The organism is Candidatus Vicinibacter proximus (assembly GCA_016713905.1).
Lineage (GTDB): Bacteria > Bacteroidota > Bacteroidia > Chitinophagales > Saprospiraceae > Vicinibacter > Vicinibacter proximus.
Map to the genome: position 1 here is coordinate 1,317,689 of JADJOE010000003.1, position 20,800 is coordinate 1,338,488.

Sequence of the window (20,800 nt, forward strand, 5' to 3'; positions counted from 1 at the left end):
TGTTTATTTTGGATTTTTTAGAAAAATCTGGTCAAATTTTCTAGTAACCAGTTCTTCCCCTAGCATCTCATCTAAGATTAATTCCACGAATTTAATTTTATTGCTTGGAAATAAATGATATAACTCATTTATCAATAAAGGAGATTTTTTTTGTAGTTTTTGGAGAATAATTCTTCTCCATTCGCTTACAATATTTGAATTTATTGGTGCATCATTATTTTGAAGGCAATTGTCACAAATTCCACAAACCTTCGTCCCTTTTTCACCAAAATAATCCATTAAAAATCGCTGCCGGCATATACCTGTAGATAAATAGTTTAAAAGGGAATCTGACCTTTTTTTAAAAACTGATTTTCTATGTTTAATCCATTTTTCATCAAGTTTAATTTCTTTGGAAGGAATTCGCTCGTTTAAAAATTGGATTCTAGGATTATCGGACTGAGGCAAATATTTAATGATACCAATTTTATGTAATGAACTGAGTATATTAAGCACTTTGCCATAAGGGACACCAGAGCTTTTAGCCAATTGTGACTCCTGAATTCGTACCATAACACTAAAGACCCCCTCATAAGATCGAAGGATGGATTTAATTAATTGTTCAGCCTGTGGTTTCTCTTTATAGTATTCAAATAATTCTTCAGAAGAAATTAGAATCTGCAATTGACTGGGATGGTGAAAAGCTTCTGATAAATATACATAGCCTGCTTGTTCCAAAATTTTAAAACAACTCAGAGTTTTATGTATTTCCAACTTATATTGGGTGCAAAATTTAAAGAGATCAAAATCTACACTCTCCAACATAATTGAACCAACTGCCACATCTAAGGTGTAACCCAAACATTGATAAACAAAACGAATTTCATCCATCCCCGGAAACGCAATTTCAAATTGCTTTACAATTCGTTTAATATCTTTTTGATGATAAAGCATTACTCCATATGATCTCGAACCATTTCTCCCCGCTCGTCCTACCTCTTGAAAGTATTCCTCCAAACTATTAGGCAAGTCAGCATGCAATACTAAAGACACATCAGACTTATCCACACCCATACCAAATGCATTGGTACAAACCATTACGCGAATATGATTTTCAATCCAGGCTTTTTGTCTTTGGTCTCTGGATTCCATGGGCAATCCTGCATGATAAAAGTCAGAAATGATTCCCTCTCTTTTCAGTTCATTACTGATCTCTACCGTCTGCCGTCTGTTTCTTACATAAATTAAAGCAGATGAATTCAATTTTTTAAGTACATGTATAATTTCGGATGTCTTATTTTCTTGTTCCCTCACAACAAGAGCCAGATTTTCTCTCAGAAAGCTAGTTTTAAATACATGAGCTTCAGGAATTCCTAATTGCTGAAGTATATCTATTTGAACCTCTGCAGTCGCTGTTGCTGTAAGTGCCAAAACCGGACTATTAAACAATAATCGAAATTCATTTACTTTTAGATAGGCCGGCCTAAAATCATAACCCCATTGAGAAATACAATGTGCTTCGTCCACTGCGATAAAGCTTATCTTAAGATGAATAACTGAGCTTCTGAAATTTTGATTTAAAAGCCTTTCTGGTGAGACATACAATAATTTAATTGTTCCTCCAGAACATTGTTCAAGTATTCTTTCTACCTCTTTTGCTTTTAAACCCGAGTGAATGAACTCCGCAGAAATGCCTCTTTTCTTTAGTTGGTTCACCTGATCTTGCATTAGAGCAATTAAAGGGGAAATAACTAAACAACAACCTTCAAGACATAAAGCAGGAATCTGGTAGCATAAGGATTTTCCTCCTCCCGTGGGCATCAACGCCAAAGTATCCACAGATGAAAGAACAGATTCAATAACTTCACTCTGTATGGATCTGAAATCATCGTACCCCCAATATTTTTTCAGGATTACTTTGGGATCAGAGATTAACATGAAATTATTTGAATTTCGGGCAATTTACTGCCTTCCTGTTGAATTTCAGAGAACCTCCTTTAAACTCACCACCAAAATGATAACTAATCCCCAAAGTGCAAGATTGAATCCAGTCATTGTCAGATGAATTGGCTCTTTGACTTCCCCCTATGGCTTTAATCTTATTCCCTAATTCGGCAGCAAGCAAACCATTATTCTGTTTCAAAGCTTCATAATCCACGTAATTTGTTGAAGCATCGTCCAGATAATCCGTTTTGGTTTGTCTCCAAAGAAATTCGAGAGTTAAAGAAATATTTGAACTCAAAAAGAATCTGTTTCCAAATCCAAAAGTCAACGCTCTAGAGTTTAAATTGTATGGTTCTGGATAACCGGGCATTCCTTGTCCTTCTGTCCCTAATGGCTTAAGTTCAACCCACTGGTTGTTGTAATTTGCCTTTGGATTAAACTTAAAATAACTTACACCCAATGCCAAAAAAGGATTCCATCTCCTTGGCTCATGGAAGAGTATTCCACTTAAATTGATTTGACCCAAAAGATCAACATTGTGTATTGCTGTTCGAAATTGAAGATTTCGCTTAACCTGCCATTCATTTTTTGATTTTGCGTCTGCTCCTTCAATTTGCATAAATAAATATTGAACCTTTATCGCTATTAGATTGCTTAAATCATATCTGATGCTCGATCCAATCCCCAGCCTGGTTTGGCTTATGGCAACTCTGGAGTTTTCGGTTAAATCTCCACTGTAATTTGAACCTGCCAGACATAATCCTAAGTCCCAAGATTGTGCAGAAAGATTGAAACCGTTCCATAAAAAAGCAAGAATAATAATTCGTGTCATTACTGAGAAAAATTGAATATAACAATTATTTTCAATAGATTAAATATTATATATAATGCAAATATATAATATTTTAATTTATTATCATCAACATATAATAAATGGTAAAGAATTTTATAATTCTCTGCCCTTCAAGGTTAATATACATATCTTATGCACATATTTATATAACATTGTTTATCAATCACTTATATATGCCTATATCAAATAATAGTTTGAGGGGTTAATTGAGATTGAAATTAAAATCAAATTCTGATTATGTTTTTTGTGTTAAAATCTACAACTTTTGTGTCCAAATTCAACAAGCTGAACAATTTTACGTTTCATATGAAATACATTCATAAACAACTATGCATTTCAAATTTTTTAAACGGTTTTCAATATTAATTCTGCTATGTGGATTATGCCTAGCTGTAGGTGCACAAACCGAGATTCCAAAAAATTGGTTTCATTTAGATCCAACCCAGGACGGTTATAATGGAGTGAGTTCTCAAAAGTCCTATGAAGTGCTTTTAAAAAATAAGACCGCAAAACCAATAATTGTTGCTGTCTTGGACTCAGGTGTTGACCCCGAACACGAAGATCTAAAATCTGTGATGTGGATAAACCATGGAGAAATCCCAGGCAATGGTCTGGATGATGATGCAAATGGCTACATAGACGATATCCATGGCTGGAATTTTATTGGCGGAAAAAATGGAAACGTGGGTGCTGATACTTATGAAACAACAAGATTGTTTGCCGCCCTTCGATACAAATATGAAAATGCAGATCCGGATAAACTTAACGCTAAGCAAAAAAAGGAATACAGCAAGTTTTTAAAGTACAAGGATAATGTAGAAAGCAGAAGAGCGACAGCAAAATCAAATTTAGAAGGAATGTTGGCATCCCAGAATCAAGTAAAGTCTGGCTTGGATGCTGTTGCCAGTGCTTTAGGATCAAAAGCTTTGACTATAGAAAATCTTAATAGCATTGAAGACAATGATTCAAAAAAATTGGCAATTGGCTTGAGCATTGCCAGAAACATACTGGAAGATCAGCCCCACCTAAAGACTGCAGATGAATTGAAAAAATTTGTTGAAAATGAATATGCAGAAGGAATAGGTCAATTTTCCAAAGAGCTTGAATTTAATTTTAATCCGGAATTTGATTCAAGAAAAATTGTTGGAGATGATTATAAAAATGTTGAAGAACGATTTTATGGCAATAATGATGTCCGAGGCCCTGATGCCAAGCATGGCACACATGTAGCAGGATGTATTGCTGCAGTTCGGAATAATGGCAAAGGAATGGACGGCGTTGCAGACCAGGTAAAAATTATGAGTGTCCGATGTGTTCCTGATGGCGATGAAAGAGACAAGGATGTTGCCAATGCTATTCGTTATGCGGTGGATAACGGTGCCAGCATTATCAATATGAGTTTCGGCAAAGGAGATTCTCCAAATAAGGATGCGGTCGATGCTGCTGTTAAATATGCAGAATCAAAAGATGTTTTAATTGTACACGCTTCCGGAAATGGCTCAGCTGACATTGACAAAGTGGATAACTTTCCTAATAAATATATTAAAAAAAGAAGTCTCTTCGGTTCCCGGTCCGTGTCTAATTGGCTTGAAGTTGGAGCCCTATCTCCTATTCAAGGAGAACAAATGGTAGCCGGATTTTCTAATTATGGAAAGAAAAATGTTGACCTGTTTTCACCAGGTATGGTGATTTACTCTACAATCCCGGACAATGGTTATGAGAATATGCAAGGAACATCTATGGCTAGTCCGATTGCCGCAGGTGTAGCCGCACTAATAAGAAGCTATTACCCAAATCTTACTGCAAAACAGGTTAGAAAAATCTTAAGAGAATCATCCATAAAGAGTAACGTAGAAGTTACTCGACCTGGAAGGGGAAGCTCCATTAAATTTTCAGAACTCTCCAGCACCGGTGGCATGATAAATGCTTATAATGCTTTACAGTTAGCTGCAAATACGAAAGGAAAGAAAAAGAAAAAAGATGTAAATGGGTATCATCAAAATTCCAACGAAGGCATTCCCAGAACGTAAAAAAGTAATTTCAATCTCAAAAAACTGATGTCCATTTTCTCTTGAAATAGTGTATTCAGTTTTTGGTTTTATGGTAAATGCTTTGCATTACTTTTCTTCAAAAAATCCTGTTTTGGTATTTTTTTGGACTTTATTCCAATCAAAATATCTTCCATTCATGACAATGTAAATCCCAGGCTTAAGAGATTGGACGAAAGCCAGGGCACTTCCCAGATTAAAGAACCCATCAGAAGAATTTCCAAATGCATATGGTATCATCGCACCGGTAAGCACAATTGTTTTTCCGGATATTTTTTCTTTTGCAATGGCTTCAGCGGTTTTCACCATCGTGTCTGTACCATGTGTAATTAAGATGTGGTTTGAAGTAGTTTTTTGACAATTGTGAATTATAATTTCTCGATCCGAGTCGGTCATCTCAAGACTATCTACCATCATCAGTGTCTTTACATCCAGATCTAATGAACACCTTCCTCTCTCCAGAATTTCATTCAGATGGGTATCCTTGAAAAAAAGTTGGCCTGATACAAAATTGTATTCTTTGTCAAAAGTTCCGCCGGTAACAAATATTTGAATTTGTTGTGTCATGATTTTTTAATTATAACTCGTTTATAAGCGGACTATTCCACTTTCTTTAAGCCACCAAATGACAAAAATAATGAGTAAAAATGAAAACACAAGTAAACTGATTTTCAACCATGACAGTGGCTTGTCTCCAATTACCTTTCCAGTTTGCCCATTTATTAAGACATGATAAATTTTTCCATTATAGTTATATGAACTTAACCATAAGGGAAGGTATATATGTTTAAAGGTTTGCTTGGATAAGTTTGTTTGGACGCTAAGGTTTCTTTGGACATTTCCTCCGAGTTGGGCCGCACACATGTGTCTGACCTGTTCATAGACCATTTCTTCAGCAAGCGGATAGGAAGTTTGGATATCCTGATTGTAAACCTCTGCCTGCCAGCCTAACAAGTAACGCTTATCAAAATTGAGCATTTCCGATAATTTGTAACCCGAAACCTTTTCTCGGTATCGGGAATCAATTCTGTCAGAGGCGGCAACCAAAACATCATCAAAAAAATGATTTAAAATTCCTGAGCGGTATTCCCATCTAATTTTGGTAACTGGTTGTGATTGCATTTTACCATTTACAAATACTGTTTGATAACTTGTGTATTCATATCCTGCTTCTCCACACCACTCTGCATTGGCTTGGAAATCGAATGTCCAAAATGGAATATAAATTCCTTGTAAATGATCCAAAGTTGCAGCGTTTTTCAAACCCGCGGGATGGAACCAACCTTGTCCTAGCCAAATCCCAAATTTTTTCTCCGCTTCCCTTTTTCCAAGATAGAAGGGAATAATTCCAACTGGTTTTATTAACTTTTGTAATACAGCTTCCTCATGGATTTTTTCAGAATTGCAGAATGGGCAATTCACCTTCAATTGCTCATGGAAAATTGAAAATTGGGCCCCACAGGAAGAACATTGCAATAATTTCTCAGTGGTTTTATCCAAATCAAATTCTTCATATTGATTTTTTTGAAGATCTAATTTGGTTTCTACTATTTGATCTTTTTCCGATGGTAGATCTTCAGAAAATCCACAGTACTCACAAGTCAAATGCTTTGAGTCTGGAGAATAAATAATTGTCCCCCCACAAGAAGGACACTTTGGGCTATATATGCCAGGTTGTAATGCCATTTAATTTGCTCATCATCAGTTACAACCTTGCTAAAAGCTCTTTCTTTTTTTGTTCAAATTCTTCCTCTGACAACAAACCCTCAGTTTTTAGTTTTCCTAGATCTCGAATGGTTTCCATTATTTTCTCTTTGTCTGTTGGCACAATATTAGACGATTGGGCGGATTGCATTTGGTTGTTCATTGCATTTCCAAGATTTGCCCCCATATTCATTCCAATAAAAGCCCCCGCTGTTCCGGGATTCTCAGCTGCTTTCTGAATAGCCTGACTGGTTTCAAATTGTGTCAATCTGTTCAGATCCTGTGCCATATTCATATTGGTAATTTTGTCATAAAAAGCCTCAACCTCTTCGGGTAAACTTATGCTGGTGACAACATATTTAGTAAGTGTTATGCCAAATTGATCAAAGTCATCTTGTAATAAGGGTAAAACCCTATTACCAATTTCTGAATAATTGGAAACCATATCCATTACTGAAACATTTGATTCGGCGAGTGCTTCGGCAAACTTTGGAGCGACAAAATCTCTCATTGTCGCTTCAATTTCCTGTTGTCTTACTATTGGTTTATTGCCTGCAAATTCTTTGTAAAACATCACCGGGTCCTTAATTTTAAGCATGTATGTGCCAAATGCTTTAACCCTAACCTGTCCAAACTGAGAATCCCTCATGATTATAGGATTTGGGGTTCCCCATTTAAATTGGGTAAAACTCTTTAAGCTTACAAAATAAATATCACACTTGAATGGTGAATTGAAACCCATTTTCCAATTCCTCATTTTGGTAAGAACCGGAAGATTTTGAGTCTCTAAAGTATACAGACCTTCCTGGAATACATCGGCTATTTGACCTTCATTTACAAAAATAGCTATCTGACTTGGCCGTACTGTAAGAGCCGCCCCATACTTAATATCCGCTTGTTTATCCGGAAATTTATAAAGAACAACTTCTCCATCAGAATCTATCCAGTCAATAGATTCAATAAATTCATTTTTTAAAAAATCGAAAATTCCCATCTTTTGAATATTTGAATTAAAGATTGTTAAACACAATTTCAAAATCAATCGTTCCAATAATTATAGTTAAAAGAACTTTGATTCAAATCAGGATGTTGGACATAAAAGCATATAACGATTAAATTATTTCAAAACTTAAGAATTTGGATTAAGTATAAAATATTGTTCCTCATACATTTAGTATATCTATTTGGCATGTTTTTTGGTTCGTAAGTGTTGTTCTGTCCCTAGACTGGGAACAGCAAAGTTTATTTAACTAATTATCAAGCTTTTATGAAATATTTCAACTTGGTTTGGTTGGTACTCTCTCTCACCATTTCGTCGATACATGGTCTACAGGGTCAGTGTGCCAAAGGAAACGTATACATCACCAAGTTTATGGCCACATCTGGTCTGGGGACTTATGAGAGTCCGGCCCAGGGGACAATCGATTTTGAATTCTGCTTCACTTTGGATGGCTTTTTTGAAGCTTCCACAAATTGGGTGCATGGCATTTTTATAGCTTTTGATGATCTTCAAACAGGAGTAGAGTATTTAGAAGGTCCGACCGGCACACAGAATACTCAATATGGAAACCGGAGATGGATTTATATAGATTCCGTAAAGGCTCGAAATTATGACTTACCTGGTCCTGGTTTTTATGTTGATGACAATGATGGTAATCCCAGAACGAATTATGGGGACAATGGAGTAGGTACACCAAATGCAAAATTCCCCGATTTAGATCCATTCTGTTTTAAAGCCCAATATAAATGTGGTTCAGCCAATTTACTCAGACCTGTGATTCGTGTAACTGGTGATGGAACAACTGGTGGATGGAAGAACCCTTCTTGCCCTGGCGACATTTTTAAAGCTACCAGCGGAGGACCAAACGGAAACGGAATCATAATTGTATGTGGACAAGTTCTACCACTTGAATTGATTTCTTTTAAGGTATTGCAGGAGGACGGGAATAATATTTTACAATGGCAAGGTATCGCTGATCATAATTTTTCACATTACATCATAGAAAAAAAATCTAATTCGGAAATTGAATTTTCACCTATACAAATGCTTGCACTCCAACCGGGCACATCAGAAAACAGCATACATACTTTGAGTTTTGAGGACGATCAAATAATCGAGGGGACCACATATTATCGCCTAAAAATGGTTGACAAAGATTTAACCTTCAGCTACTCCCAGGTTATTAGTGTAAGAACCTTAGAAACAGGCGCATCGTTGAGTTTAAACCTTTATCCAGTACCCGCTTTTGATTATTTAAATCTGGATATTTTGGGGCAAACAGAAAGATCTGATCATTATGTGGATATTTACAGCTTGAACGGGAAGAAGTTAAAAAGTCAAATCTTTAGAGCCACAGAATCAAAAACCTCTTACAAAATTAGCATTCAAGATTTACCGAAAGGAGTCTATTTTGTCAAAATTACTTCCAACCCCAACACTGCAGAAGAAAATATTTTTAAATTCATTAAAGGGTAATTAAGTTATCTGGATGACTTAATGTATCAAATGATCTGCACAATAAGTTGAGGCGAAGGCTTCCGGCTTGGCCTTAAAAATAAAACCCATGGAAAGTATGTACCCTGTAGCTTCACGCAGTGCTACATTAGATTTAAAATTTGGGTCAGTGTTAATATCCGCGTGAACTTCAAGTGGAATTTGGTAAGTATCCAGCAATTCACACATGGAGTAAGCCACTTCAACTGATTTGGACACCTCTGTCATCATCCTTTGATTCAACCCCATTTTACGGTAATCCTCTGTCAGGGCCACCAACATGAATCCTCCCTTCCCTTCTCTCAAAAACACTACCACTGTGGCAAATTCAATTTTTTCAACACAAACCCTGGAATCTGTTCCAACACAAACTTTAAGTTTAAATCCAAGATCTATCTCTCTTTGAATTATTTCTTCAACTTTTTCTAAAAGAGGTTGTTTAATCACATCACCATTGAAACTTCTCCATTCCATAGCATATATTTGCAACTTAATTAAATCGGGATTTCAACATTTTGTAATTACGCTACTTTTTTAAATAATCATTTAGGTTTACCATCCAAAGTACTCCACCTCAAATTAAACCATCCTGTTAAGAACGGACAAAATATGTTGATCTAATATATGACAATAATTAATACATAAAACTATTATATATCCAAATTTAAGATTCTTAATGATCATGGACAATATTTATAAAATGAAACTATTATTAATTTTTACTGCAGTTCTACTGATAAATTTTACTTCTTGCAAGAATACAAAAGAAAGCACCTCACATAAAACATCAGGCAACCACCTTAGTGGTGAAATTTCGCCTTATCTTCTCCAACATGCGCACAATCCTGTAGATTGGTATCCATGGAAAGATGAAGCGCTTAAAATTGCTGCGGACACCAGAAAGCTGATGATCATTAGTATTGGGTATTCTTCATGTCATTGGTGCCATGTAATGGAAAGAGAATCATTTAGTGACACTGCAGTCAGTAACGTCATGAACGCACATTTCATTTCTATTAAAGTTGACCGTGAAGAACGTCCGGATGTGGACCAAATCTATATGAACGCCTGCCAAATTATCAATTCCGGCGCTTGCGGATGGCCATTAAATGCCATTACGCTTCCGGATGGCAGACCGGTATGGGTAGGGACTTATCTTACCAAAGATGAATGGCTGAGATTGCTGAAAAATATGCAGGATGTTTATGCTGAAGATCCAAATGAATTGGAAAAAATGGCGATGCAAATACAAAGTCATCTTAGTGTGGATTATTCGCGATTTGGCACTACAACCCAAACAGTTGGTTCAGAAAAAAATTTAAAAAATCTTTATGACAAAACTATTCAATCCTTAGATTTTGTCCATGGCGGAAAGAAAAGCAGTCAAAAATTCCCACTACCTCCGTTGATGAGAAGTTTGCTTGAATATCAGCTCTATTCCAATAATGTTAATTTAGATAAATTCAATACCACAACTTTAAATAAGATTGCAGACGGGGGAATTTATGATCATTTGGAAGGTGGCTTTAGCAGATACACAGTGGACCCGGAGTGGAAAGTACCTCATTTTGAAAAAATGCTTTATGATAATGCCCAGCTGATAAGTTTGTATGCAATGGCATATCAAAAGACTGGTAACGAAAAATACAAGAATGTGATGGATAAAAGCCTTAGTTTTATCAAGAAAAATTTAACGCATCCTGATGGTTCTTTTTATTCTTCACTGGATGCAGAAACCGAAGGCGAAGAAGGTAAATATTATGTTTGGACAGAAAAGGAAATTAACGAAGGATTAGGTGAAGGGCCTGATCTGGAAATTTTCAAGTACACTTATGGTATCCGGGAAGGGGGAAATTGGGAGAAAGGAAAAAACGTATTGTTCACCATTAAAGATGTAAAATCTACTGCAAAAAAATTCAAAAAACCGGAATCAGAAATCACACAATCTCTCAATAATTCCAGAAATAAATTGTTACAATTAAAATCCAATCGCAAAAAACCAAAACTTGATGACAAAATATTGACAGCTTGGAATGCTCTAATGATACGTGCATATACTGATGCATCCGCAGCTTTAGGAAATGAAGAGTATTTGAATTCAGCAATAAAAGCTGCCGACCTAATCAGGAATAGAATGTGGGATCCTCAGAAAGGTTTATTTCGTAATTATAAAGATGGTCAAAAAAGTATAAATGGTTTTCTGGAGGATTATAGTTTTACCATAGATGCATTTATTCGACTTTACGAGTTAAGTTTTGATGAAAGCTATCTGTTGTTTGCTAAACAACTGGCAGATATTACTATCCAAAATTTTTCTGATCCTAATAATTTATTTTTCTATTTCAATTCAAAAGAAGACAAACAATTAATTTCCAGAAAAATGGATTTTGAAGACCAGGTTACCCCATCGGCAAATTCTGTCATGGCAGATAATTTATATCGGCTTGGTTTATATTTTTACAATAATGAATTCCTGCAGCGAAGCAAAAAAATGATCTTAAGTGCTTGTGAAAATTTTGGTGAAGGACAAACTGAATTTTATTCAAACTGGACAAGACTTTACATTACGCTGTTAAAACCATACTATGAAGTCGCAGTTGTCGGAACAAACAGTAAACAACTCAGAAATGATTTAGCAAAATCTTATCTCCCGTACATCATATTACTTGGCGGAACAACAGAAGGGACTCTTGAATTATTGAAAGATAAATTACAGGAAGGAAACACGTTTATTTACGTCTGTCGGAATAAAGTATGTAAAATTCCGGTACAGGATGCGAAGGAAGCATTGAAGCTAATAAACTGATATAGTGATTCAAAAATTATTTGGCTCAGCACTTGCGTTAATACGCTTATTCTTTCTTGTGATAACCATGGCGATTTTTACAGGTTTTGGACTTATCTTGGTTTATACAAGAATTTTTAAACAAAATCATGCTTTTCAAATCAGAACTTTCTGGTGCAAACTGGCATGTATTATTCTCGGCATCAAAATATATAAAACAGGGCATCTTGACTTATCTAAAACCCAACTTTATATTGGAAATCATCGCTCTTTAATTGATCCTGTGATTGTTTTTTCATTTATAACCAATGGTTACGCCGTAAGTAAATCGGAAGTAGAAAATTATCCTTTGATCAGTCAGGGTGCAAAACTATCCGGCGTAATTTTTGTCCATAGAACCAAAGCGGAAAGCCGCACAGAGGCAAAAAATGCAATACTTGAATTTCTGAATAAAAATTACTCCATTTTGATTTTTCCTGAAGGGACCATAAGTACTACCCGAGAACTTCTACCCTTTAAAAAAGGCTCAATTGAATCTGCGGTTGCCGCTAACAAACAAATTTCCAGTTTTGCATTGGAATACATGAACCCTAAAAAAGATTTCTGGTGGAATGAAAATTTGATTAGGCAATTTATTTTGACATTTTCAAAATGGAAAACTGAAGTTAGAATACACTTTTTTGATCCCGAATATGCCTCAGATCCTGTTGCGTTTACAGCAAAAATAAAAGATAGAATTCAGTCTAAAATAAACGATTTCCAAACTCATTGGAAAGATGAAAATCTTCCTGATTTACTCAGATAAAAAATCCAGTGATACCGAATTGACACAATGCCGGACATTTAACGGTGTGAATCCTTCACCTTCAAATACATGACCTAAGTGGCCTCCACATTTAGCACAAACTATTTCAACCCTACTTCCATCAGCATCGGGCATTCTCTTAACCGCCCCAGATATTTCTTCATCAAAACTTGGCCAACCGCATCCAGAGTGGAACTTTGCAGATGATCGGTATAGGGGTTCAGCACATTGCCTACAAGTATAAACTCCTGATTCAAAATGGGACTCATATTTTCCCGTAAAAGGATATTCTGTTCCTTTATTAAGGATCACTCGCTTTTCTTCTTCATTAAGAATATTGAATTCGGAGGCCTGCATACAGCGATATTTTATTTTAATGGATATTTACTACATTTTGTAAATAAGAGACAGATTCTAATCTGACTATTGGCTACTTTTTTAAAAGTCCCTGATATTTTTCCCGTAATTTAACCAGTTTAGGTGTTATTACAATTTGACAATATCCTGCATCTGAATTCTGCTTATAGTAATTTTGGTGATAATCTTCTGCCGGATAAAATATATCGGCTTTTGTTATTTCAGTAACAATTGGATCATCCCAAAATTTGGTTGCAACCTCAGCCTTAGACTTCATAGCCACTGCTTTCTGTTCTTCATTTTGATAAAATATTGCAGATCTGTACTGGGTTCCCTTATCAGCGCCTTGTCTGTTCAAGGTTGTTGGGTCATGAGTGGACCAGAACACTTCCAACAGCTGCTCCAAAGAAATTATTTTAGGGTCAAACAAAACCTCAAGAGCTTCAGCATGCCCAGTCATTCCACCACAGACTTCGTGGTAATCCGGATTTTTAGTTTTGCCCCCTGTATAACCAGACTTTACTTGATAAACCCCTTTCAAATCCTGAAAAACCGCCTCAACACACCAAAAACATCCTGCAGCTAGTATAATCGTATCCAAGCCAGAGGGATTTATTTTTTCTTCTGACAAAACTTCTTTGTTTTCCATGGTTGGTATAGGGTTTTGAACTTCTTTTCCAGGCTGCTGAGTGCTACAGGCCTTCATCTGAAAAAGGAGGGCGGTGATGGCAATTAACTTAATCATGGGAATAAAACGAAAAAGTTTGATTTTAGTTTAAGCATGAAATTTAAGAAAATCTTTGAAAATTAAGAAAATAGTCTTACCTTTGCGGCCTCATATCGCGGAGTGGAGCAGTTGGTAGCTCGTCGGGCTCATAACCCGAAGGTCGTAGGTTCGAGTCCTGCCTCCGCCACTAAAAAAGCCTGTCGGAAGACGGGCTTTTCTCATTTACAGGAAATTTGTTCAAGTGTCGACGAAGCTTTGCTTGTCGGCATGCTGACAATTCCGGAAATGGGACTAAAAGTGAATTTATGATTTGAACGGAATTCGTCAGCATCCAGCCTCCGACATTAAACAAAAGCCATATAATTTATTATTACTCGGCTTTTTTATTTTGGAGAACCCCTTTACTGTATACGTCATCTATTCCAAATCCTACGATAAAATTTAGGTGGGATTCCTATAAATTAAACATTATCACGCTAATAAAGAAAAAGTTTTTTCGGATATTTATATTTAAAGAACACTATAACACATTTGATATTACAAACAAATCTTCAATTTCGGCTTTCTTCTCTAAAATGAACTTTAATAGAATTGCTCAAATTGAGTTGTTATGTCCCTTATTAAATTATAAGGGATATATTTGTATTCTTCAATAAAACCAAACCGATTGACTTACGAAAAGACAAAATTGACCGGGTTCTTAATCTACATGAGTATTGCTTTTTTTGGGGTTCCTTTGTCCTTAATTTTTCAATGCTGCAAAGAAGTTATTAATGGCACCATTAAGGCAAAAAATCTTGTAGATACTCTGCCTATAAAAACACCCCTCTTAGTTTTGGATACCCTGGATTATAATTTTAGACTCAATTTATTATCTAATGGTGACGATGCAGGGAAATGGCCAACAAAAGGTCCCTACCCTCTTCCGGGTGCAATTTTGCCATTCTTTCGCATAGTAGCCTTTTATGGGAATCTTTATTCAAAAAGAATGGGAATTTTAGGCGAATATCCTGTAGATGAAATGTTAGAAAAACTTAAAAAGGAGTGTCAAAATTGGGAAGCTGTTGACTCAATTTTTCCAGTAAAACCTGCCTTGCATTACATTGCAGTTACTGCCCAAACGGAAGGCATTAATAAAAACCTTCGAATGCCCTTTCAGCAAATTGAAAAAATACTTTCTCTTGCAAAAAAAATAGATGCTCTAGTATTTCTGGACATTCAGGTTGGTTGGAGCAGTCTTGAAGTAGAAATTCCCAAACTTGAGAAATTCTTAAAATTGCCTAATGTGCATCTTGGTATAGATCCGGAATTTTCTATGAAATCAGAGATTTTGCCTGGCAAACAAATTGGCACTTTTGATGCAAAAGACATTAATTACGCTTCCAAATATTTAAGCAAACTTGTAAAGAAACATCAGCTTTCACCAAAGATACTGGTGGTCCATCGTTTTACAAAAAACATGGTTACCAATGTCGGATCTATAAAAATATTTCCTGAGGTGCAATTCGTTATGGATATGGACGGATTTGGAACGAAAGAATTAAAAAAGAGTACCTACCAAAGACACATCTATGCAGAACCTGTACAATTTACCGGATTCAAAATATTTTATAAGAATGATACCAAAATAAGTTCAAAAGAACTATACACCCCAGAAGAACTTTTGAAATTTATTCCCCGCCCAATTTACATCCAGTATCATTAAATTTAACCAGATCGCTCGGTAAATACCGATATTTGAATTTTTGCATTTAAATCTCTGTACAATTTTGGTGTCCTGATTAATCCTCTTTTAGTAATTAATTTTGTATTCGATTTACATATGGATAAGTAAGTTTAACAACTTATGGATATTACGATCAGAATATGAAAAAGGAATCAAGCATGTAATATAAAGCAAAATGCTTGAATACCAGCGAGAATGGTTCTAAAATAAATTAAAACACAAAAGTGAAAGTTTCAGTGCAATTAATTTTTCCCACCTAATTAAAAATTACTTTTTGTGAATAAGAATAAGAGTTGTTCTTTATGTGAATAAAAAAGAGCCCTTCTCCCAATTCCTTTTTATAAATCGATATTTTTGAATTTTCCATCAACTTCCTTGTGTACACAGATTGTCCATAAGCATTAAAAACTTTAATTGATATTGGCCAGTTTGTATCCCAAGTGGAGAAATCAATTGTAATTAATTCATTGGATGGATTAGGATACACCGAAACCTTGTATTTCTTATCTTCAATTAATTCGTTTCCAACGGTAATAGAACGCTTAAAGAATTCCCAAAATATTTTTGGACCATTTAGTGGGTAATTTAAGCCGTTCGGATATTCATGTATCATATCTTTTACTAAGGTAAAGATATATGGCTTAGCCAATTCGCCAGGCTTATTATCTAAAAATTGATAAGTGTGGGTGATTGGAGTTTCGGACTTAATAAAATTGTCAGTTAGTCCCTGAGAACCGAGAACTCTCCCAATTGGTATTTGCAGATAGGTCAAAATGGAATCCCCCCCAAAAGGTAATTCTGTATAAGGCGAAAAAATAAAACGATCATCTAAAGTTCCAACTATTGTCCAGATTGGAATCCTATTGATAGGTCTAGCAGAATCTGACATGGTCAAAATTGAACTTCCTCCGGTTACTGCTGCAAAAACATCTCCCGCATCTACGGCCAATTTATGAATCATAGAACAACCATTAGAAAAGCCACTGGCAAAAATCATTTTTCGATTGACCGGTAAACTATCTGCAATTTGAGTAGCTAAAAGCTTTAAGAACTTTACATCATCAACGTAATTCTGAGGAGGACCAGAACATGGAAATTCAGTTACATTGCCATTCACCCAGCGAGTATTATGCTTTTCAATATTATCCTCTACAAAACACCAAGTTAGAGAAGATGGAAATACAGTGATAAAATTTTCTTCTTCGCCCAATTCCTTCCATCCTGAAATATTATAAAATTTTTCTCCATCCCCACTTGTTCCATGAAGCATAAACACAACCGGATAACCATTTGGGGGTGGCAACTTCCCCGGTATTACTATAATGCATTCTCTTTGATGTCCATCAAGAATAAATTTTAAATCAATTCTTTTTTGGCTGAAGAGTGACACGTAATTTAAAAACAACAACCCAAGCAGTAATTTATAATTCATTAAGATTAATTTAGCCTACAAATATAAAATTCTAATTGGAATTCATACGTTTATTTAGCCCAAACCTTTTAGTTTAAACATTTGCATTTTGCTATCCAATTCCGAAAAAAGTATAACAAATTAAATTAAAGATTATACAGCCCAAATCTGAGCTAATTGCAATCACTTTTTTCCCAACTGATTTTTATGAACTATGGTTTGACTAAAGATGCTGGCTGATTTAACGTTACGCAATGAAGTCCTCCACCTCGCCAATTCAACGGCAAGGCATTGACCGAAATGATACGCCTACCCGGAAAAACAGATTTGAAAATACTTTTCACCTCCTCCTCCTTTTCTTTAGAAGTTCCTGCATGAATGTAACTGGGAATTACTACTTCAGAGTTTGTTAAAAAATAATTGAGATAACTGGTTGCTGCGACTCTAAATACAGAATCACCGGCATTCCATCCATCAGCAGGTTTAAACATCATTTCAGGGATATTCAAAGTGGTATCCCACTCATTACCTTTATTTATTCTAATTTTTTGCATAACTGTTTTTGGAAGTGGCACCTTTAGAATTTTAAATTCTTCACCTTGTTCATTTCTGGAGGATTTTAGGATTTCATAATTCTTTGACATCCTTTGAAAATTCAATCTGGTAATAGGATTTAAATTTTTTTCTTCTTCAGGAATCCAAGCCAGCAATATTGTCTTTGGGTCAACAAACCGTACAAATTCATCTGTATGTCCACCCGTTCCAATACCAATAAAATTGTCCACTATAGTTCCAAAAATATGAGGATCTTCCGCAATGCCATCATAGAGCCAAATAATATTACTAACTCCCAGAACACGTTTAAATTCCTTTTCCAGTTTATCTTTCGATACTCCTGGATTTCTGTTCAAGGTAAGTTTCTCGTTTAGTATGATGGTCCCTGTCCCGTTTGATTCAATTGCTCCACCTTCAATAGTTATCCAGGTCTTTTCAATAGGAATTCCGGTTCGGACTGCCATTAAGCTATCAAACTGTCCTTTTTTGGACTGTAAAATAACTGACATTACTTCTTCGACCAGCACTTGGTTTCCGGAATAATAATCATTTAGCCATTCTCTGTAGCCATATTGACTCCATTTAAAATCAACAATTTTCAGAAGACCTTCTTTGTTTTTAACAAACACTGCACCATGATCTCTAATCCAAAGATCGCTATCTGTTATACTCCTATATTTAATAGGGAAAAGATCATTATCATTGCTACCGAGATACCTTCTGCAGTCTTCCAACAAAGAATCTGATTCAGTAACAACATTAATCCTGATATTGGATTCTATAATGTTAATGAGTTCTGCATTTATTTTGTTAAAAGGAGGCAATCCGATACAAGACATCCAAACCATACCTTGCGATTCAAATTCCGCAGGCATAGTATATCGGTCATAAGCATAATTTGCAATTCTTGTTTGATTAACAAACACAAAAGTCAATAATAAGAAAAACAAAGCTATGAGAAATGCTTCCCGCTTTCTGACATTCATATTTTACCTTTTTACCGTCTTATTAAATCAAATAGACCATTTTTTGAAATGTTCTTTCAATTCTATGCAAACCCTAAACCTTAACCTAACTACCTTAATTTCAATAACAAACACCTAATATTGAGAATACGATTCTCTATTAGTTCCCTGTTTCACGTCACAATTTAGATATTTTTTTAATATATACCTTATTATCTTGATCAATTATTTTTATAACATAAATCCCTCTTGGCAATTCAGACAGATCAGACTTTCCAATCTTCAAACCTCTTATAAATGTACCCTGAAAATTAAACAACTGAATTTCTGTAATCACCTTATCTGAATGTATCTCCACATTTCCATTCGTAGGTATTGGAAAAACATGGACTTTTTCTTTAGGTGTTTCATCAATTAAATTCAAGCATTGATTTGCAGCTCCGGGCGTAACTTTAGAAAGCAATTGGAACCCTCCTGTTAAATCGGGACATCGGGCAGAAGAATAATCAACCTTTACGGAAGAATAGGACACTTGGTCAAAAATCAAATCGTTAGAACTGAGTATTAAATTTCCAGCAGATCCTGATAATGAAAAGTTTGTGTGATAATTAAGGTAACTTCCATTTTCGCCATCCGCCCAAACCAATAGATGCTCATTTGGTGAAATAAATGCATCTTCCGGAAAAGCCCAACTGATAAAATTTTGAGGATCATCACTCACTTTAATTCCATTTAGTGATAAATATCGATCGGTTGTATTCCCTAATTCAAACCAGTCTTTTGCCTTACCTTTTTCATTAAATATACCCGAATTGTTAGATGGCACTAACTCATTAATTACCAATTCTCCAACTTGCGGCATTTGGATTTTAGCTTCTAATGTATAATATTCATGTTCTGCTCTTTCAGGTAAAAAGCTACCAGCCTGACTATTTTCTGCATAAAAATAAAATTGCGTGAATGGCTTTACAACTGGAATTGACACCCCAAATATGGAATCTCCTGCAAGCCCGTCCCCATGCAGGCCATCATCATACATTTGCACTCTTACAAACCTATCGCTAATTTGTGTTCTGTAAGATAAATAAGCTTTGTTACTGTTGGATATTTTTGCATAGATGTTCACCATCGTCCCAATCTTTACTTCCAATGGAATTTTAGTCCATTCTATTAATGGTGGAGTGGCGGACAAAACATTTTTTAAAAAATTGGCACGGCCATCCATAAGTGGAAATATGCCTGGTGAAGTTGGTGCACCATTTGTTCCAGGAGTATTTGTTTCTAGTGCAATTTTAAAATTCTCATACGTGGATAAAAAATTGGAATCATTTTTTACTTCCTGTTCAACCAACAACTGAAGCTTTTTTGCCCATTCCTTGTAATTACCGGTAACAAAATTCTCCTGGTTGATTGTTCTCATGTGCGCGTAATACATCTTCACATAAAAAGGGTCATTTAACAATTTAAAGATTAAAGGCCATCCACTCTCTGATTTATGCAAGTTATGTGTCATCGTTTGCATGGTAGTTGGATTAAGTGAACTTGTAATGCCCCCGGGTAAAGCAAAACCACCAAAACACATATTAAGGTCCCATACAATCGGGTTCCAAATTCCTTGATGATTTCTATACAAGTAATAATTCTGTCTAAAATTACCTGTATAACTATCTAAATTAACCAGTACATTATTGAATGCAAGCATCCAAATAAATTTATCCAGATCAGCAAAATCATTGAACTGTTCAAAATGATTATTCAAACTATCGCATAACTGTACCAATTCATACCAACCGGTATCTGATTCCAACTCATATTTCCCTAAATAAGAACTTATATTATCTCCCAAATATCCCAGGTTAGGTCCGTTCCCAAAATTAGAACCAATGGATTCGGGATTGCATTTGATAAAACTATACGCAGAACTCAAGAAATTTCTGAATAAAAATCCTTTATCAATGCTTTCTGTGTTGTTCATTAATCCATAATATTGGTTATTGATGAAGACTTTTGCAAAATTACTTTTTGGTGCAAACATATATTGCCTGAGAATTTCATATGCCAATGGCTCACGAATAATCGAATTATCACTCCAGGCGTTGCCTAATTTTATATCATCATAGCCTTGATAGTCTGCACTTTTCACCAGATCAAGTTTAATATGCAAAGGGTTTTTATTTCTGGATGGAGAATAGCTGCTGTTCCCTTTAAACTTAACACCTGCAGATAAATATTTTTTATTATTAATCCATACTGAATCTGCCAATAAATATCCATCATTCCCTGTCTTGGCAGAATCAAGTCTATATTTCCAATTGTCAAAAGAAAAATAAATTTTTATTTCCTGTATGGTTTCGCGATCATAAAAATCCTGCCCAAATACTAAATATGGTACTGTTAAAATTATAAGGAAAAAAAAGTATCTTAAACTTTCATATTTCATGAAAACC

At 35.3% G+C, this 20,800-nt stretch carries 16 protein-coding genes and 1 tRNA gene; 6 read left to right on the plus strand and 11 right to left on the minus strand.

Annotated features, from left to right (window positions below):
- Positions 1-3: 3 nt before the first annotated feature.
- Positions 4-1,917 (minus strand): RecQ family ATP-dependent DNA helicase, encoded by a 1,914-nt coding sequence (locus IPJ83_13820; GenBank protein MBK7881623.1) that lies wholly within the window; start codon positions 1,915-1,917, stop codon positions 4-6.
- A gap of 4 nt (positions 1,918-1,921) precedes the next feature.
- Positions 1,922-2,755, minus strand: a complete 834-nt coding sequence (locus tag IPJ83_13825) for a hypothetical protein (GenBank protein ID MBK7881624.1) — start codon at positions 2,753-2,755, stop codon at positions 1,922-1,924.
- Positions 2,756-3,105: 350 nt separating this feature from the next.
- Here IPJ83_13825 and IPJ83_13830 point away from each other — a divergent pair, with 350 nt between their 5' ends.
- Positions 3,106-4,806, plus strand: a complete 1,701-nt coding sequence (locus tag IPJ83_13830; protein MBK7881625.1) for a S8 family peptidase — start codon at positions 3,106-3,108, stop codon at positions 4,804-4,806.
- 87 nt (positions 4,807-4,893) lie between these two features.
- Here IPJ83_13830 and IPJ83_13835 read toward each other — a convergent pair whose 3' ends face one another.
- The 3 genes from IPJ83_13835 to IPJ83_13845 are packed head-to-tail and all read right to left on the minus strand — an operon-like array spanning position 4,894 to position 7,522.
- On the minus strand, positions 4,894-5,391 hold the full coding sequence (locus IPJ83_13835) for an asparaginase (protein MBK7881626.1): 498 nt from the start codon (positions 5,389-5,391) through the stop codon (positions 4,894-4,896).
- Positions 5,392-5,412: 21 nt separating this feature from the next.
- Entirely contained in the window at positions 5,413-6,510 is a 1,098-nt protein-coding gene (locus IPJ83_13840) for a hypothetical protein (GenBank protein MBK7881627.1), read from the minus strand.
- Between the two features lie 19 nt (positions 6,511-6,529).
- Complete coding sequence (locus IPJ83_13845) at positions 6,530-7,522, minus strand: SPFH domain-containing protein (protein MBK7881628.1); 993 nt, start codon at positions 7,520-7,522, stop codon at positions 6,530-6,532.
- Between the two features lie 273 nt (positions 7,523-7,795).
- Here IPJ83_13845 and IPJ83_13850 point away from each other — a divergent pair, with 273 nt between their 5' ends.
- The gene (locus IPJ83_13850) at positions 7,796-9,004 is read left to right on the plus strand and encodes a T9SS type A sorting domain-containing protein (GenBank protein MBK7881629.1); all 1,209 of its coding nucleotides are present in this window, start codon (positions 7,796-7,798) and stop codon (positions 9,002-9,004) included.
- An 18-nt stretch (positions 9,005-9,022) separates the two neighbouring features.
- On the opposite strand, the gene IPJ83_13855 is transcribed toward IPJ83_13850, so the two are convergent.
- Positions 9,023-9,496 (minus strand): hypothetical protein, encoded by a 474-nt coding sequence (locus tag IPJ83_13855; GenBank protein MBK7881630.1) that lies wholly within the window; start codon positions 9,494-9,496, stop codon positions 9,023-9,025.
- A 226-nt stretch (positions 9,497-9,722) separates the two neighbouring features.
- Here IPJ83_13855 and IPJ83_13860 point away from each other — a divergent pair, with 226 nt between their 5' ends.
- Together IPJ83_13860 and IPJ83_13865 are read left to right on the plus strand one after the other, a co-directional pair.
- Complete coding sequence (locus tag IPJ83_13860) at positions 9,723-11,828, plus strand: thioredoxin domain-containing protein (protein MBK7881631.1); 2,106 nt, start codon at positions 9,723-9,725, stop codon at positions 11,826-11,828.
- A gap of 4 nt (positions 11,829-11,832) precedes the next feature.
- On the plus strand, positions 11,833-12,612 hold the full coding sequence (locus IPJ83_13865) for a 1-acyl-sn-glycerol-3-phosphate acyltransferase (protein ID MBK7881632.1): 780 nt from the start codon (positions 11,833-11,835) through the stop codon (positions 12,610-12,612).
- On the opposite strand, the gene IPJ83_13870 is transcribed toward IPJ83_13865, so the two are convergent.
- Positions 12,601-12,969: a methionine-R-sulfoxide reductase gene (locus IPJ83_13870; protein ID MBK7881633.1), complete on the minus strand. Its 369-nt coding sequence runs from the start codon at positions 12,967-12,969 to the stop codon at positions 12,601-12,603. The genes IPJ83_13865 and IPJ83_13870 overlap by 12 nt on opposite strands.
- Before the next feature lie 73 nt (positions 12,970-13,042).
- The gene (msrA, locus tag IPJ83_13875) at positions 13,043-13,675 is read right to left on the minus strand and encodes a peptide-methionine (S)-S-oxide reductase MsrA (GenBank protein MBK7881634.1); all 633 of its coding nucleotides are present in this window, start codon (positions 13,673-13,675) and stop codon (positions 13,043-13,045) included.
- Positions 13,676-13,810: 135 nt separating this feature from the next.
- Here msrA and IPJ83_13880 point away from each other — a divergent pair.
- Positions 13,811-13,883 (plus strand) — tRNA-Met (locus tag IPJ83_13880).
- A gap of 549 nt (positions 13,884-14,432) precedes the next feature.
- Entirely contained in the window at positions 14,433-15,401 is a 969-nt protein-coding gene (locus IPJ83_13885) for a hypothetical protein (GenBank protein MBK7881635.1), read from the plus strand.
- 277 nt (positions 15,402-15,678) lie between these two features.
- Here the strand turns inward: IPJ83_13885 and IPJ83_13890 are convergent, their stop codons facing one another.
- From IPJ83_13890 to IPJ83_13900, 3 genes are all read right to left on the minus strand, one after another.
- Complete coding sequence (locus IPJ83_13890; protein MBK7881636.1) at positions 15,679-16,854, minus strand: T9SS type A sorting domain-containing protein; 1,176 nt, start codon at positions 16,852-16,854, stop codon at positions 15,679-15,681.
- A gap of 191 nt (positions 16,855-17,045) precedes the next feature.
- Positions 17,046-18,374: an agmatine deiminase family protein gene (locus IPJ83_13895; protein MBK7881637.1), complete on the minus strand. Its 1,329-nt coding sequence runs from the start codon at positions 18,372-18,374 to the stop codon at positions 17,046-17,048.
- Between the two features lie 157 nt (positions 18,375-18,531).
- Positions 18,532-20,793 (minus strand): CotH kinase family protein, encoded by a 2,262-nt coding sequence (locus IPJ83_13900; GenBank protein MBK7881638.1) that lies wholly within the window; start codon positions 20,791-20,793, stop codon positions 18,532-18,534.
- Positions 20,794-20,800: the final 7 nt, after the last annotated feature.